11 protein-coding genes and 4 pseudogenes are annotated in these 17,158 nt (G+C 48.4%); 14 read left to right on the top strand and 1 reads right to left on the bottom strand.

Features of this window, described 5'->3' with window-relative positions; all coding sequences use genetic code 11:
* Nucleotides 1-1,522: phosphoethanolamine--lipid A transferase (locus Q0117_RS05270; RefSeq protein WP_297923466.1), on the top strand; the 1,522-nt coding region annotated here is incomplete at its 5' end.
* A 205-nt stretch (nt 1,523-1,727) separates the two neighbouring features.
* Here Q0117_RS05270 and Q0117_RS05265 read toward each other — a convergent pair.
* Entirely contained in the window at nt 1,728-2,618 is an 891-nt protein-coding gene (locus tag Q0117_RS05265) for a LysR family transcriptional regulator (protein WP_297923464.1), read from the bottom strand.
* A 156-nt stretch (nt 2,619-2,774) separates the two neighbouring features.
* On the opposite strand from Q0117_RS05265, the gene sdhA reads away from it, so the two are divergent.
* The 13 genes and pseudogenes from sdhA to Q0117_RS05200 all read left to right on the top strand — a co-directional run.
* Nucleotides 2,775-4,655, top strand: a complete 1,881-nt coding sequence (sdhA, locus tag Q0117_RS05260) for an 8-methylmenaquinol:fumarate reductase flavoprotein subunit (protein WP_297923461.1) — start codon at nt 2,775-2,777, stop codon at nt 4,653-4,655.
* Entirely contained in the window at nt 4,652-5,626 is a 975-nt protein-coding gene (sdhB, locus tag Q0117_RS05255) for an 8-methylmenaquinol:fumarate reductase iron-sulfur subunit (protein WP_297923459.1), read from the top strand. The genes sdhA and sdhB overlap by 4 nt, the downstream gene beginning before the upstream one ends.
* 10 nt (nt 5,627-5,636) lie before the next feature.
* Nucleotides 5,637-6,494 carry an 8-methylmenaquinol:fumarate reductase membrane anchor subunit gene (gene sdhE, locus Q0117_RS05250; protein ID WP_297923457.1) on the top strand — a complete coding sequence of 286 codons (858 nt, stop codon included), beginning with the start codon at nt 5,637-5,639 and terminating at the stop codon, nt 6,492-6,494.
* A gap of 388 nt (nt 6,495-6,882) precedes the next feature.
* The gene (locus Q0117_RS05245) at nt 6,883-8,025 is read left to right on the top strand and encodes a hydrogenase small subunit (RefSeq protein WP_297923455.1); all 1,143 of its coding nucleotides are present in this window, start codon (nt 6,883-6,885) and stop codon (nt 8,023-8,025) included.
* Nucleotides 8,026-8,027: 2 nt separating this feature from the next.
* Nucleotides 8,028-9,749 carry a nickel-dependent hydrogenase large subunit gene (locus Q0117_RS05240; protein ID WP_297923453.1) on the top strand — a complete coding sequence of 574 codons (1,722 nt, stop codon included), beginning with the start codon at nt 8,028-8,030 and terminating at the stop codon, nt 9,747-9,749.
* Between the two features lie 3 nt (nt 9,750-9,752).
* A complete protein-coding gene (cybH, locus tag Q0117_RS05235; protein ID WP_177389090.1) occupies nt 9,753-10,427 on the top strand; it encodes a Ni/Fe-hydrogenase, b-type cytochrome subunit in 675 nt (224 codons plus the stop codon).
* A pseudogene (locus Q0117_RS05230) lies at nt 10,424-10,519 on the top strand (hydrogenase expression/formation protein); the annotation flags it as partial. The gene cybH and the pseudogene Q0117_RS05230, both read left to right, overlap by 4 nt.
* A gap of 27 nt (nt 10,520-10,546) precedes the next feature.
* Nucleotides 10,547-11,302, top strand: coding sequence for a hydrogenase maturation protease (locus Q0117_RS05225; RefSeq protein WP_366807794.1), 756 nt, complete (start codon nt 10,547-10,549; stop codon nt 11,300-11,302).
* The gene (locus Q0117_RS05220; protein WP_297923450.1) at nt 11,286-12,923 is read left to right on the top strand and encodes a hypothetical protein; all 1,638 of its coding nucleotides are present in this window, start codon (nt 11,286-11,288) and stop codon (nt 12,921-12,923) included. The genes Q0117_RS05225 and Q0117_RS05220 overlap by 17 nt, the downstream gene beginning before the upstream one ends.
* Nucleotides 12,924-12,955: 32 nt before the next feature.
* A complete protein-coding gene (locus Q0117_RS05215) occupies nt 12,956-13,198 on the top strand; it encodes a hypothetical protein (protein WP_297923448.1) in 243 nt (80 codons plus the stop codon).
* A 4-nt stretch (nt 13,199-13,202) separates the two neighbouring features.
* A pseudogene (locus tag Q0117_RS05210) lies at nt 13,203-14,426 on the top strand (acylphosphatase); the annotation flags it as partial.
* An 882-nt stretch (nt 14,427-15,308) separates the two neighbouring features.
* Nucleotides 15,309-15,539: pseudogene (locus Q0117_RS05205) on the top strand (Sua5/YciO/YrdC/YwlC family protein); the annotation flags it as partial.
* A 288-nt stretch (nt 15,540-15,827) separates the two neighbouring features.
* Nucleotides 15,828-17,158: pseudogene (locus tag Q0117_RS05200) on the top strand (hypothetical protein); the annotation flags it as partial.

Genomic DNA, 17,158 nt, shown 5'->3' with positions numbered 1-17,158 from the left:
TATCATAAACGCCTACGGAATCTCGGGACTAAATTTTATCTATCTTGTCTGCGACATGGCGGCTTTGATCGCTTTTTTGACGCTATTTTTTACAATTTTTAGCTCGCGTTATATGACCAAGCCGATTTTGATGATCTGCTTTTTTATCTCGTCGTTTACAGCGTATTTTATGGATAGCTATAACGTCGTAATCGATTCGGAGATGATCCGCAATGCAGCCCAGACGAACTTTGCCGAATCAGCGGATCTTTTTAGCCCGAGACTAGCGATTTACGTGCTGGTGCTGGGCGTCTTGCCCTGCGTGCTGATTGCTCGCTCGCGCGTTAGCTACCGTCCGCTTAAATTTGAAATTTTAGCTAAGCTCAAAGCGGCGGGCATTTGCATAATAATCATCGCGGCGCTGCTTTTTGGATTTAGCAAATACTACGCGTCGTTTTTCAGAGAGCATAAAATTTTACGCAGCTACGCAAATCCCGGATATTGGATCTACAGCGGCGTTAAATTTGCCGCAAAATCTAAAAAGCAGGGCTCACAGCCTCTGATGCAAATCGCTACGGACGCGCATATCGATGAAAATTCTACAAGCTCAAAAAAGCTCGTCGTCGTAGTCGTGGGCGAAGCGGCGAGAGCGGATAGATTTTCGCTAAACGGCTACGAGCGAGATACTAATCCGCTACTAGCCAAAGAGCAGGGTGTCGTAAGCCTAAGCAATACCCATTCTTGCGGCACTTCGACGGCACAAAGCGTGCCGTGCATGTTTTCGCTGCTAAATCGCGATGAATTTAGCGTCGAAAAGGCTGCAGAGGAGCAAAACGTATTAGACATACTAAGCCGCGCTGATGACATGGCGATTTTGTGGCGTGATAACAATTCCGATTCCAAAGGTGTGGCGCTGCGCGTAAAATATCAGGATTTTAAAATTCCGCAAAATAATCCGATCTGCGACGTAGAGTGCAGGGATGAGGGGATGCTCGTGGGGCTTGATAAATTCGTCGCCGAAAACGCGGGCAAAGATGTATTAATCGTGCTGCATCAGATGGGCAATCACGGGCCTGCGTATTTTAAGCGCTATAAGAAAGAATTTGAAAAATTTAGCCCCGTTTGCCGCGATAACGAGCTTGAAAACTGCTCGCAGCAAGAAATTTCAAATGCCTACGATAACGCGATTTTATACACGGATTATTTTTTAAGCAAAGTTATAAATTTTTTAAAGCCGTATTCTAAGACGCACGAAACGGCGATGATCTATATGAGCGATCACGGCGAGAGCCTCGGCGAGGGCGGCGTTTATCTGCACGGTATGCCCTATCTTTTCGCTCCCGAGGCGCAAAAGCATATCGGCGCTATCGTTTGGCTAGGTGAGGGAAAAATGCGCGAAAGATACGATCTAAGCGTACTTAAATCGCATAAGGACGACGCTTTTTCGCACGATAATCTTTTTCACACGCTGCTTGGAATTTTTGAAGTAGATACCAAGGTGTATAACAAGGATTTGGATATTTTAAATGGAGTGAAAAATTAGAATTTCGCACTAAATTTCGTCGTAGATTGTGAGTGAAATTTTAGCAATAAAAGATTCTATTGGCAAAATTCTAATTTAAGCTTAGTTTGAAATTTTACCTAAACTTGAGCAAAATCTGCTCCAAAAATTTTTTATGCAAAAGCTAACAAAGAGGCAAAGTGCTACAAAATCTCAATCTCTCATTTATCGTTGCGAGATATGAATTTTAAATTTCATTAGAAATTTTACGTGCAGTTTTGATAAATGCCTGCGCTAGATGGTTTAGACGTTTGCCTTTTTTGTAGGCGATTATCAGCGTATTATCGAGCTCACGCGCGCCTACATCAAAGAGCTTTATCCTGCTCGCCTTATTCTCTTTTATCATCTGCGGTATGCTAAAACACGCTCCAGCGCCGCTTGCGACGATAGCATTGGCGATGTCGAAAGTCTCCGTGCGACACAGCACTTTCGGCGCAAATCCCGCAGCAGCAAAAAATGCATCTATCTGCTCGGCGCTTCTTAGGCTTTGATTAGGCAGGATGAATCTTTCCTCTTTTAAGCGCGAAATGTCAATTTTAGGAACAGATTCGTTTTTAAACTCAAGCGAGAGCGGATGGGTGAAGCTTAGAGCGACATAGGTTTTTTGCGTTAGAATTTTAACCCCGTCAAGCCCGCTCATATCGATGGGCAGTATTAGCATACCGACATCAAGATCACCTTGAAGTAGCATTTCGCGAATGCTAAGCGCAGAAGAAAACTGCGTGATTTGTAGATCCGAATCCTTAAATTTCTTGCAAAACATCGGCAGTAGCGACGGCAGTAGATTATAGCCGTTTTGCGAAAAACCGATGCGAATTTTATCATTTTTTACGCCGCTTATTTCAGAGATATCGTTTTTTAGGTCGTTTATGGCATCAAAAATGACTTTGGCTTTACTAGCATAAATTTTTCCCGCGTGCGTAAGCGAAATGGGATTACTCGTGCGGTTAAAAAGCTGTGCTCCAAGCTCACGTTCCAGTGATAAAATGCTCTGTGATAGCGACGGCTGCGGGATTTTAAGTGCCTCGGCAGCCTTAGTAAAGCTACGGAATTCTGCTACTTTTAATACTAGCTCCATGCGATGCAAATTCATTTAGCCTCTCCAATTAATAATTTAATTCTTATGAAATGATACACTAAATAATATTTGACTTATGTTAAAAATGAAACTAAAATTACGCTTTTAGTTTAGAACTTTAAACTTAAGCTAAGAATTTCTCAAATGGAGAGGAAAATGAGCGAATCAAATTTCAACAGACGCGATTTCTTAAAATCCGCCTGTATCAGCGTCGGCGCGCTTAGCCTTAGCGGCTGCGTGGATACCGACAAAAGTAAAAGCGGAGGCGGCGGCAACGAAGGCGGCCTTCCTAGTGTGGACGTACTCGTTATCGGCTCGGGAGGCGCGGGTTTGCGTGCAGCCGTAGCGGTAAGAAAGAGTAATCCAAATCTCAGTGTCGTAGTAGCTACGAAGATGATGCCTTCGCGCAACGCCACCTGTATGGCGGAAGGCGGTATCAACGGCGTTACGAGTTTCAGTGGCGGCGATTCATACAAGCTTCACGCCTACGACACCGTAAAGGGCGGTGCATATCTCGTAGATCAGGACGCCGCGATTAAATTTTGCGAGCTTGCGGGCCCTACGATTGCCGAGATGGATTACATCGGCACGCTATTTTCTAGAAACGCCAGCGGCGGCGTGGACGGCAAAGAAAGCGGCGTCCCGGGCGGCGTAGCACAGCGCTTTATGGGTGGCGCGTCTAAAAAACGATGCAACTACTCCGCCGATAAGACGGGTCATATCTTGATGCACGCCTGTTTTGACGATGCGGTCAGCAACGGCGTGAAATTTTTAATCGATCACGAGCTTCTTGAGATCAGCGCGCCTGACGGCAAATGCGAGGGCGTCGTGCTTCGAAATATCCAAACCGGCGATTTTTATCCCGTGCTTTGCAAAGCCTTGGTAATCGCAACGGGCGGATATACGAGGATGTTTTACAACCGCACATCGGTGCCTTATATCGCTACCGGCGACGGTATCGCGGCGGCACTGCGCGCGGGTCTTGGATTCAGCGATCCGGAGATGGTGCAGTTTCATCCGACTGGTATCAAAAGCGGTGGCGCGCTCATTACCGAAGCTGCGCGCGGCGAGGGCGGATATCTGCTCAATAACAAAGGCGAGCGCTTTATGAAAAACTACCACGAAAAGATGGAGCTTGCGCCGCGTGATGTCGTAGCTCGCGCGATCGAAACCGAGATCCGCGAGGGTAGGGGCTACGGCGAGGGGCTAGGCGCATACGTGCTGCTTGACGTAAGACATCTCGGAAAAGATAAAATTTTAAAAGCCCTTCCTAAGATCAGACACACCGCCATTTTGTTTGAGGGTATCGATCTTATCGAACAGCCGATTCCGATTCGTCCGACCGCACACTACTCGATGGGCGGCATTGAAGTGTCTAAATTTGACGATATGAGCACTAAAATTTCGGGGCTTTATACCGCGGGCGAAGCGTCTTGTATCTCGATTCATGGCGCAAACCGCTTGGGCGGAAATTCTTTAACCGACGCAGTCGTAACGGGCAAGCTCGCAGGACTCGGCGCAGCGGATTATGCCGCGAAGCAGGAGGGATTCGGCTCGGGTAAAAGAGCGAGCGAGCTCGCGCAAAAATGGCAGGCTAAATTTAAGCAGATCGCAAACGGCTCGGGCAAGGCAAACGAGATGTATGAGTTGCGCGAAGAGCTAGGCGCGCAGCTTTGGGATAATATGGGCATCTTTAGAACCGACGAAAAGCTCGATCTGCTTTCGCAAAATTTAGAGAGTATCAGAGCGCGCTACGACGAGCTGCACGTTGCTGATGTAAATCCGGTTATGAATACCGCATTTACCGACTACGTCGAGCTTGGAAATTTAATCCTGCTTGCGCGTTGTGCGTGTTTGGCTGCGCAAAAGAGGCTTGAAAGCCGCGGCGCGCATACCAGAGAGGATTATCCGAAGCGCGACGATAAAAATTTCTTAAAGCACAGTATCGTGACGATGAACGACGCAGGCGAGCTAAGCTTGGGCTACAAAGAGGTCGTCGTTACGGAATTCTCTCTTGACGGAAGGAAACCTCAATGAAATTTATCATAGACCGCTTCGACGGAAGCAAAAATTATAAGCAAGCCTATGAGCTTAGTTTAGAGCAGATCAAAGGAAAGACCCTGCTTGGAGTTTTGCAGTTTATAAAGCAAAATTTAGACATCACTTTAAATTTTACCACAGCGTGTCGTATGGCGATATGCGGAGCCTGTGCCGTAAGGGTAAACGGACACTCATATCTTGCCTGCGATACCAAGATGGATGCTCTGCTTGCGGAGTATGAAAACCCCGATAGTTTTACGATCTCGCCGCTAAATAATTTCCGAGTGATCTCGGATCTAGTAGTGGATTGGGAACCTAGTATCGAGAATTTAAGAAAGATCAAACCTACTATTACTCCTAAGAAAGAATTTAGCGCAGAGAAGGGCTGTAAGCAAAGCCCTGAGCAGATGGAACGCGTAAAAAAGCAGTGGGATTGCATACTTTGCGGATGTTGCGCTAGCGAATGCAATAAGCTAGAAGCCGATGCGAGCGATTATATGCAACCTTTTGTTTTTACGCATGCTAACCGCGCCGCGTTTGATTCAAGAAGCAGGGACGCTATGCCTCATCTAAAGCCTGCGGTTCTAAACGGATTATGGCTATGCGTACACTGCCAAGAGTGCGCCGATCGCTGCCCTAAAGGCATAAGCGCTCAAAGCGACATCACCGCACTTCGCGCCTTAGCGATGAAAAAAGGACTTACCGCAGGAAGCGGTCCAGCTCACGCAGAGGCATTCCTGTTAGACATCGTAGAGGGAAGCGGAAGATTAAACGAGATCAAGCTCGCTTTAAGAAGCGAAGGGGTATTTGCCAATATGGGCAAGATGGACGTAGCGGCAAATTTAATGGCTGCCGGCAAGATGAATCCTCTTCATGCTTTAGGCGGTGAGGAGATTGAGGGACATGCAGGGCTCGTTAAGATGATAGAGGCCGCACGCAAAGCTCAGGCTAGCGGCGAGATAGAATAAGGAGGAGAGGATGAATAACGAATTTGCATTTTTCCCGGGTTGCGTTTTAAGTCAAGCCGCAAAGGAATCTAAAATTTCACTTGAAGCGATCGCTCCGGTACTGGGTATTAAACTTCACGAGATAAAAGGCTGGAGCTGCTGCGGAGCCAGTCAAGCTCAATGCGTCGATCCTATGGCAAGCTTAGTAGCTAATGCCAGAAACATCGCGCTAGCCGAGGGTATGAATATGCCTCTGCTAACTACCTGCTCCACCTGTATGCTAACTCTAACCAAGGCTAAACTTACTCTAGATAAGGGAGCCAAAAGCTATATCAATACCTTTTTAAAAGAGGGCGGTATGCAGTATCAGGGAAGTACCGAGATAACGAGCTTGCTTTGGGTGCTATATCAAAGCTTAGATATATTAAAAGCTAAAGTCGTTAGACCGCTAACAAATTTAAAAGTAGCGCTATTTTACGGCTGCCACTCATTAAGACCGGAGCGCGAGCTTAAAAAAGAAAGCTCAACCAATCCAAAAAGCTTTGAAGCGGTAGTTAGCGCACTTGGCGCTCAGATAGTGCCTTTTGAAAAACGCCTTGATTGCTGCGGCTTTCACGCTAGCTATCCTGCGGTAAAATCGGTATCTAAAATGTCAAGCGAGATCGTAAATGACGCTGCCGAGCACGGAGCGGATGTCGTAGTTACCCCTTGTCCGCTATGTCAGATGCAGCTAGATATCTATCAGGAGCGATACCAAGAAGCAAGGGATTCTAAGGTAAGAAAGCCGATCATCCACCTATCTCAGCTGGTAGGCCTTGCACTTGGGCTAAGCAACGAACAGCTTGGACTAAACATCAATATCCAAGATGCAACGAGATTGGTAAGCTGATCTTTGGAAATTTTCTAAAATTTAACGGATGATTTTACAAAAATACTTCGCTGCAGCGCACACATAGTACGCCTCGCGAGTATTTCACAAAATCATCCAACCTACGCCTGCTTATCCTAAAATACTTTTCGCTACTATAAAATTCTTGGATAAAATTTCACTGCTTCGTAAAATTTAATGCTTCATAAAATTTAATGCTTTCTCCGACGTAATTTAACGTTTCGCCCGCTGCGCTAAATTTTAATCCGCCTTTTATTTTTAAATTTAAAACCTGCTAGACGATGAATAAATATAAAATTTTAATTAAATCTAACGAAATTTAAGGTGCATAAATTCTAAATTTTGATAGAATGCCATTTAAAAATATCCTAAATTTCAGGAGGACATTATGGTTGATTTGGCTCAAATTTCGGCTAGACTTGATGCCGTTGAGCGTTTGCCGCGAATAAAAGCGGAGGAAAGCATACAAGAAAGGCTTAAGAGCAAAGGTTTTTCGCGCCGCGATTTTATGAAATGGAGCGGAGCGATGACCGCGATGCTAGGACTTCCGGCCGCATTTGCACCGAGCGTGGCTCGAGCTGCGGAGCTTGCTGATCGCTTGCCGGTGATCTGGCTTCATATGGCAGAGTGCACGGGCTGTAGCGAGAGCTTACTTCGCACCGATACGCCTACGATCGACAGCCTCATATTCGATTACATCAGCCTAGAATACCATGAGACGATAATGGCTGCCGCAGGCTGGCAAGCCGAGGAAAATTTAGAGGGCGCGATCGAAAAATACAAGGGGCGCTATATCTTAATGGTCGAGGGCGGAATCCCAAGCGGCGAGAATGAATTTTTCCTAACCGTGGGCCCTGAGGGCAAGAGCGGAGCTCAGCACTGCAAACACGCGGCCGAAGGCGCTGCGGCAATATTTGCGATCGGCACCTGTTCGAGCTTCGGCGGTATCCAAGCCGCAGCTCCGAATCCGACCGGCGCCGTAGGTTTGGACAAAATCATAAACAAACCCGTCATCAACGTCCCGGGCTGTCCGCCTAGCGAAAAAAATATCGTCGGCAACGTGCTAAATTTTATCCTTTTCGGCACACTTCCAAGCCTGGACGTTTATAACAGGCCTAAATGGGCTTACGGGCTACGAATACATGATCTGTGCGAGCGCCGCGGGCATTTCGACGCGGGCGAGTTTGTAGAAAGCTTCGGCGATGCGGGCGCTAAGGACGGATACTGTCTTTATAAAGTAGGCTGCAAGGGTCCTTATACGTTTAATAACTGCTCGCGCGAGCGTTTTAACTCCCACACTAGCTGGCCGGTACAAGCGGGCCACGGCTGCATAGGCTGCTCGGAGCCTGATTTTTGGGATCATATGGGACCTTTTGAGGAGCCTTTGGCGGATCGCCTTTACGAAAGCGTTTTCGGCGGGCTCGGCGCTGATGCTACCGCAGATAAGATAGGTGTCGGAATTTTAGCGATCACGGGTGTTGCGGTAGCGGCACACGCGGCGATTGCGTCATTTAAGGATAAAGGGGAATAATCATGTCGCAAAGAATCGTAATAGATCCGATAACCAGAATAGAGGGACATTTAAGAATAGAGGTCGTAGTGGATGATGAAAACGTCGTACGCGAGGCCTATAGTAGCTCCACTTTATGGCGCGGGCTTGAGACCATAGTAAAAAATAGAGATCCGCGCGACGCGGGATTTTTTATGCAAAGAATTTGCGGCGTCTGCACCTTCTCGCACTACAAAGCGGGCATCGTCGCGGTAGAAAATGCCCTCGGCATCACTCCGCCGCTAAATGCCTTGCTGACGCGCACGCTGATGGCTAACGCGCTATTTTTGCACGATCATCCGGTGCATTTTTATCAACTCCACGGGCTTGATTTCGTAGATGTAGTAAGCGCTCTTAGCGCCGATCCTAAAAAAGCAAGCGAAGAGGCGTTTAAATACTGCGACACCCCTTATGCGTGCGGCACAGATAAGCTAAAAGAAGTGCAAGATCGCGTGGGCGCTTTTGTTAAGAAAGGCGCTTTGGGACCTTTTGCCAACGCCTACTTCGGCCACCCAACATATAAGCTTAGCCCGGAGCAAAATTTAATCGCTCTTTCGCACTATCTTGAATGTTTGCGCATTCAGCGCACGGCGGCTCAGATGATGGCAATATTCGGTGCGAAGCAGCCTCATCCGCAAAGCCTCACCGTAGGCGGCGTCACCTGCGTGATGGATATCCTAAGCCCTGCGAGACTGGGCGAATATATGTCTAAATTTAAAGAGGTTGCAGACTTCGTAAATCGCGCCTACTATCCTGATCTCGTAATGGCTGCTAAGGCTTACGGCAACGAGCCTAGCGTGCTAAACGATATCGGCGTGGCAAATTTATGGACTCACCAAGAATTTCAGCTTTCAAAGAACGAATGGCTATTTCAAAGCGGCATGATTATGAACGGCGATATTAGCAAGGTTTTGGAGCTTGATGAAAACAAGATCACCGAGGAGGCAACGCATGCGTGGTATAAAAACGATGCGGCACTTCATCCTTACGACGGCGAGCAAGAGCCGAATTATACGGGTCTTCAGGATGGACAGAGCATCGACGCGCACGGCAAAGAAGCGCATACGAAGGTGCTCGATACCCAGGGTAAATACACCTGGATTAAGGCTCCGCGATACGACGGCAAGCCGCTTCAGGTAGGGCCTCTTGCAAATATCGTAGTAAATTACGCTAAGAAAAATGAGCGCATAGTAAAAGTCGTGGATCAATTTCTAAAAGACGCCGGCTTGCCGCTTGAGGCGGTATTTTCGACGCTTGGACGAACAGCATGCCGTATGATCGAGGCTAAAGTCGTTGCCGACAACGGACTGATTGCACTAGAAAATTTGATCGCAAACATTAAAAGCGGCGATACGCAGACCTGCGCAAAATATGTAATCGATAACTCTAAAGAATACAAAGGTCGCTATATCGGTCATGTGCCGCGCGGCGCACTTAGTCACTGGTGCAGGATCGAAAAGGGCGTCATCAAAAACTGGCAGGCGGTCGTGCCGTCTACTTGGAACGCCACTCCTAAAGATAAAGACGGCGCTATGGGCGCTTATGAATCCTGCTTGATCGGACTTAAGCTTGCCGATCTTTCCAAACCGCTAGAGATCATCCGCCGCATCCATTCATTCGATCCTTGCATAGCCTGCGCCGTGCACGTGATGGACGCTAAAGGGGCGGAGCTTGGCTGCTATAGGGTAGATCCCAGCAAAGGATAAACGATGAAAAAAAGATTTGCGGAATATGAATTCTCCATCGGTCTTAGGCTCACGCACTGGCTGCGCGCGCTTTGCATTACGCTTTTGGTGATCACCGGATATTACATCGCCTTTGTTTTCACCGCGCCCGAGATTAATCCCGAGCCGGTGCTTTTCATGCAGGCTAAATTTAGATTCGTACATCTGATCTTCGGCTTTGCGATGATCGGTGCGGCGATCTTTAAAACCTACCTTTTTTTCTTCGATAAAAAGAGCAGAAAAGAGCTTTTAAGCATCAAGGATTTTTTTAGCCCGCGCGTCTGGATCGCCCAGATCAAATACTATATCTTTTTGGGCGAGCACCCGCATCTTCGCGGCGTTTATAACCCTTTGCAGTTCATCTCCTATCTGGGCTTTTATCTAGTGCTGTTCGTAATCTGCCTAACCGGAATGATTCTATACGTTCACGTCTATCACGAGGGGTTAGGCGGTGCGCTATACGGGCTCTTGCGCCCGCTGGAAGCTGCGATGGGCGGTCTAAGCGAAGTACGAATGATTCACCATCTTTGCATGAATATCATCATAATCTTCGTACCGATCCACGTCTATATGGCGGTCTTTAACGCCGTCAAGGGCAGAGACGGTGCGATGGATGCAATCGTAAGCGGCTATAAATTTAAAAAGGAAGAGCACGCTTGAGGGTGCTGGTACTGGGTATCGGCAACGTCATCTACGCGGACGAGGGCATAGGTGTGCACTTCGTCCGCGCGCTCGCGCAGAACTATAAATTTTATCCTAAAACCGCCGCACAAAATTCTATGGCGGGCGAGGATTTCGCGGCGCAGAATTTTATGCAAAATTCCGCCCAAGTCTCTGCGATACAAAATTCTACCTCGCAAAATTCCATAGAGCGCGACTCCTTGCAAAATTTTGCGGATGAGAATTCTATCTTTAAGCAAAATTTCGCAGCAGCAAATTTAGACCGAAATTCTACTTCAAAACATTCCACAAAGCAGAATTCCGCTTCAAATTTTACTTTGCAAAATTCCGTCATAAATTCCACAGCGCAAAGCTCTATCAATGCGGACTTCATCGCCGAAAACTCCACCGCGCCGAGCCGGAGCGTGGATCAGATCCGCTTTATCGACGGCGGGACGCTGGCTAGCTTTTTGATGCCTACGATGGCGGAATTTGATGAAATTTTGCTCGTAGATTGTATAGACGCGGACGGCGCAAAGGGCGGCGAGGTATATTTTTTCGACTACGACGCGATGCCTAAGCAGATCAGCTGGAGCGGCTCGGCGCACGAGGTCGAAATGCTTCAAACCCTGCAGATGATGGATCTTTGCGGCGATCTGCCTCACGTTAAAATTCTAGCGGTCGTGCCGCAGCGCATCGAGGAAGCGAGCTTTAAGCTAAGCTCCGCGATTTTAGAGTCCTCAAAAACCATGGAAAAAACGGCGCTTAAGTACCTATCGGATCTTGGCTTCGCGCATGAAAAAATCGCCGATCTTAGCGCCCAAGATATCGCGGATCGATTTGCAAAAAGGGGGCGAGATGATAGTAGCATATGAGTTTAATTACCTTAATGAAAACGCGCTGATAGCGCACTTCTTGCTGTTTTATGCTCGCAAAAGCGCACTTGAGTTTTGCCTGAAAAAAGAGGCGAGCTTAATAAGTCTTTTCGTGCGCGGCAGTGAGGATGAAATTTTAAAATTTAGCGACGAGGCGATGCCGCTGATCCCAAACTCCATATTTTTGGCAAAATCCTCCGTGCGCGTGGTGGACGAGGGCAGCGTCGAAGCAAAAACGCTGAAATTTAACGGCACGTTTGAAGGTGCCTCCTTGGGCGATTTAAACAAATTTTTCGAGGATGAAATTTCAAACGCCCATAACACGGCTAAATTTAATAACTTCACCCCGCGAGTGATGAAAGAATACCTCGCTCACGCCGAGCCGTCTCAAAACGAATTCGGAGTAATAAGCGGCACCGACGTGCTTCATGAGGGAAAATTTGAAGCGGTAAGCAGGGAGAATTTTGCCCGCTTACTAGAGTTTTGCCGCATAAACTTATTTCATGCCAGGCAGGTGCAGATTAAGCGCGGCGGCGCAACTTTCACGCTCAAAGCGGACGTGGATTTTAGCGCCGACTTTCTGATAGCCGCAGGAGTGGGGGCGCTGGATGGGATTTTTGTGAGCGACGAAAAGAGCAAAATCGCGCTCGCAGCCTTCGAAAAGCCACTCATAAGCCTAAAAACCAATGCGATCTTTAGAAAAAATCACGAGGACACGCCTAAATTTTTTGACGTAAAGCTTGCGGGCGACATATTCGTGTTTGCGCTGGGGCGCGCTTTGGCAAGCGACGAGATCTATTTTTTAAGCGTAAAATGCGAAAGCGCGGCGCAGAAAGATAAAATTTTTAAGGTCGCGCCACTGCAAAACGGCTTTTTGATCGTGCAAAACAAGGGCTTTTTAAGCGACGCCGCAAACACTTATCTGAAAAACTCAAAGGACAAAAACTCTGCTCTTTTTGCGCTTACGTGCCGCGAAAAGGGACTGCTAGATGATCAGAAAAAACGGGTTTTGCGCTGCTTTTTGGGTGCGGGCGCGGATGATGAGATCGCAATTTATGGCGAAAGCTCTAAAAAAATTCTGCTTAAATTTGATCTGCCGCGCAGTTTTGACGAGCTTAAGGCGCAAATTTGCGCCGACGAAACGGGCGCTAAGCTGCTTGAAAATTTTAGCGCCAAATTTAACGTAGACGCCGCGAAAATCGATGAAATTTTAAAAAGCGCAAACGCGGGATTTTACGGTATTTTTAGCATCGCCGCACAGCTTATCTGGGGGCGCGATGCGGAGTTTTTGATGGCGGCTGCGGAGGATTTTGCGGGCGGCAAAGGGGTGCTACTAGATTTTTGCACGGACGAGCGCGGCTGCGTGCAAGTGGATAAAATTTTGCGCTCGGCGATGAGCTATGCGCTCGCAGGCGCCAATGAAAAGCTGTTTGCGTTCGGATTTTTCGATAGTTTGGGCTATTTTTTAAGCGATCTGGCGGATGAGCGCAAAGAGGATTTTGACGTTTTGATCTTCGGCGGAGCGATGTTTGGCGGGCGCAAATTTGCGGATTTAATGCTTAAACTTTGCAAAAATTTTGATGTGAGCTTTAGCGACAGCTACGCGCTTCAAGCTCGCTAGATCGGGCATATATGCGAGTTTTTGGCAAAGCTTTGAAGCCTTATGTACAAAACAGCGAGTTGCGCGGGCATTGCGGTGCCGATAGCTGCGCCATACGGGCTAAATTTAACGTAGATGAGATCGCGCGAAATTTTAAAAAAGCGGCAAAGGGCGCCGAAGCAAAGGATCAAATTTTATTAAATTTAGAGCATATTTTGCAGCGTCCGGAACGCTTTGTCCGCCCGTCGCGAGCGCATTTTACCCGCAAAACAGCTCCGGCGTCGCGCAATTTATGAAAGTATGTGTATGAAAGTGGCTAAATTTGAGGTTTTCGGAGCGGTGCAGGGGGTCGGATTTCGCCCGTTCGTCTACAAGCTTGCCGTGGATTTGGGGCTGAAAGGCGAGGTTTATAATGACGGTGAGGGCGTTAAAATCATCGTTTGCGCAGATATTTTTGGGGCGCAACAGAACTCAGTCGATAAAAATTCCGCCTTTTTAAATTTAGATGAACCGAATTCGAGTGAAGCCGCAAGCTCGTCACTAAATTTTACGGGCTTAAATTTGAATCCGAACTCCATTTCGCCGCAAAGCGCACCGAATTTACCGAATGATTCGGCCGGCTTGCCACGTGATCTAGCAAACGATTTAGCAAACCTGCCCGATTTAACGAGCTTGTCGCATGATTTGATGAGAGATTTTCAAGCCGCAGTGAGCGTGAAATTTCTGCCCAACTTATCCGAGCTAAATCTAAACGAGCAGGGCTCTATCTTGCCGGCTTTACCCGAGCAAAACCTCTGCTCGCAGGATTTGCAGGGCTCCAAGCGCGATCCGCAAAACGCCGAGCAAGATCTGCGCGAAGAAGAAATTTTAAAAATTTTCGAGCGGCGCCTTCGCAGCGAAGCGCCGCCGCTTTGTCGTATCGATAAAATTACCCGCAGCGATCTAAATACGCAAGATTTTATGCAGAATTTTACTGATTTTAAGATCACGCAATCCAAGGAGGGGCGTAAATTTAATCCGATTTTGCCCGATTTTGCGATCTGCAATCAGTGCAAAAAAGAGTTTTACGACCCGCAAAATCCGCGCTTCCACTATCCTTTTATCAACTGCACGGATTGCGGCCCGCGCCTTAGTATTATCGCTGCGCTGCCGTACGACCGCGCAAACACCACGATGAGGGTGTTTGAGATGTGCGAGTTCTGTCGCGGCGAATACACGGACCCGCTCACGCGCCGCTATCACGCCGAGCCGATCTCCTGCCCACACTGCGGCCCGCGGCTGTTTTTATGCGGCACGGGCGGTGAAATTTTATCAAGCGGCGAGGAGGCGATAGCGCGCACGGCGGAGCTTTTGCGGCGTGGACAGATCGGCGCGATCAAGGGGATGGGCGGCTTTCATATCGTTTGCGATGCGACGAACGAGCGCACAGTACGCATGCTACGAACGCTAAAAAAACGCCCGAGTAAGCCTTTTGCGATCATGTGTCGCGACGCAGCGCAGGCAGGGCGCGCAGCAAGCCTAAGCGCAGAGGAAGAGGCGCTGATAGACTGTAACGTCAAGCCGATCGTGATTTTAAAAAAGCGCGAGTTTGTTTGGCGCACGCTGACGGGCTTTGCGGCGGATTTCGGCACGCAAAATTTAAAGGCGCAAGGCAAAAATCCTATATCGCCGAGATTTGCAGGCGAGCAAGAAGAGACGGCGCAAGAGCGGGGCTCTGCGCTACAAAATTTGCGCAATTTTGCGGCGCAAAAATTTAGTACGCAAAGCGCTGAAGATTGTGCAGAACAGGGCGAATTGCAGAGTGCACAAATTTTTAGCAAAACGACGCACCGTAATTTCGCCTGCGATATGCTAGCAGCAGACGACTCGCAGTATGCGGCAAACGAGCTAGAGCGCGCATACGATCGGTCTGATTTGCAGCGCGCGGCTAAAAATTTAAGCTCGCCGCAAGCAGTAAGCGAGACGCAAGCTACGACTAACGAGCTAAAATCGCAATTTGCGGCAAATGGCAGAGAGCCGCGATACGTATCGCTCGATTCTTGGCATGCGGACGAGCAAAATTTACAACTCTCAACGAAGATATCTGATTTGCGGCCTGCGGCGAGCGAGCCCGTTTCGCGAAGCTCTGCGAATACTTCAAGTTTGCAATATGCCGCGGATAGGACGAACTCGCGACGTGGGGCGTGTGAGCAGGACTTGCAAAATGCTGCAGATAATGCGGCTTTGCAATGTGCGGTGAGCGAGCCAAGTTCGCAACAGACGATAAATTCACAAGGCTCATGCTCTGCGCAAATATGTGTGGCGGACGCGCATGGCGCATATTCCGATAACAGGGACGATTTCGTGCGTTTGCCCGCAAGCTTTTCGGCGATTTTTAGAGCAAGCACGATTTTTATCGCTCCAAGCGTGGCGCCGAACCTTAATAAAATCGGCATTTTCCTAGCCAACACTGGCGTGCATCTGCTGCTTTTTGAATACTTTGATCGCCCGATCGTCGCCACAAGCGCCAACATTAGCGGCGAGCCCATTATTTTTAGCAGCGAGGAGTTGCGCGCGAAGCTGGGCGGTGTTATCTCGTTTTACCTAGATAATGACCGCGAAATTTTAACTCCGAGCGACGATAGTATCGCCTTCGTGCCGAGATTCGCGAGCCTTGTGCCAAAGTCTGAAGCAGCGCAATCGATCTCGCAAAATTTCCGCTCGCCGCAGAACGCGCCGTTTGCAAATGATCAAGCGTCGCAAAAAAACGGCTCTACAGAGGAGCAAAATTTGCTTCAAAAAGCAGACGTCGTCACGGCGGAGAAACAAAACGTTTCTCAAAAACTAAGCCATATTGCGAAAGAGGAAGCGACGCAGAGCTCTGGCGCGAGTGGCTTGGGCACGCAGCACAATCTTGTGAGCGGGGCTTTTTTATGCGGGGCGGACATGTCGCTGCGCGAGCCTGCAACCAAGCGAGATTTTATGCGTGAGCTTCTACGAAATCGCGCTTTGTTTTTGCGAACCTCTCGCGGAATGAATCCAAAAATTTTCCCTAGCAAATTCCGCGCCAAAGGTACTTTCCTGGCGCTCGGAGCGGAGCTTAAAAATCAGTTTGCAATCTACAAAGACGGGCAAATTTTCATCTCGCCCTACATCGGCGATCTTAAAAATGTCGCCACGAATGAGCGATTTTTCGCGCTTTTGGATATGTTTGTGCGCGCCTACGAGCTGAAATTCGACGCCGTCATCGCGGATCTGCACCCGCAGTTTTCGCACACACGTTTTTTCGAGCAGCGAGGATACCCCATGATCCGCTACCAGCATCATTTCGCGCATCTGGTGTCGAATCTAGCGCAAAACGATCTTCTTTTTAGTGGCAAAAAATACCTCGGCTTCTGCTTCGACGGCACCGGCTACGGTACGGACGGCACGATCTGGGGCGGCGAGGTGATGGTGTTTGACCCGCACGGCTATCGTCGCATCGCAAAATTTGACGAGATCGCGCTTATCGGCGGCGAGAATGCTATCAAAAACATCTACAAGCTTGCGCTCGCGCTCATATTTAAATTTAATACAAAGGACGCTGCGTGCGAGTTTTTGGCAAAATTTAATGCAAGCGAAGTCGCAAATTTAGAAAAAATCGCGCCGCGTTCCGTCCGCTCAAGCTCGTTAGGGCGGCTATTTGACGCGTTTGCTGCGGTCATTTGCGACTTGCGAGCCGTCAGCTTTGACGGCGAAGCGGGCATGCGACTTGAGAACCTATATATCGACGGCTGCGAGCAGAGCTATAAATTTAGACTGAAAAAAACGGGCGAAAATTTTATCCAAAACACGCCGCATTTTGCTTCACAGCGGCGGGACACCGATGATTTGCGGCACGAAACACAGCGCAAAGCGGGGCAGGGCGGTTTGAATGTGCAAAATCATAGCGGCGTGAAAGATAGCTGCGCGTTGCAAAGCGATTTTAAAGAGCTTGCTGGCAATGCGGCGAGCAAAGGCAAGCTTGGGCCGGTGGCTCAAAACATCGCCGAAGGCAGCGGCAAAAAGAATGAAAGCTCCGCCGCAAATTCTATAAACCAAGCGTCCGCTCTGAATTTAATAAATCTTGAAAGCAAAAATGCTTCTAGCGCCGATCAATCCCCGCAGAATAGAGCTTGCGCGCCGAGCTTTGAGGGCGAATGTTATGCGATCGATTACGAAGATGCGTTTTTACAGGCTTTGCGCGATGAGCCGCGCTTGGCCGCGACGAAATTTATAAACGCCATCGCAAATTTCAT

This window comes from uncultured Campylobacter sp., from assembly GCF_937997535.1.
Classification (GTDB): Bacteria; Campylobacterota; Campylobacteria; order Campylobacterales; family Campylobacteraceae; genus Campylobacter_B.
This window is presented reverse-complemented; position numbering and strand designations above follow the sequence as displayed.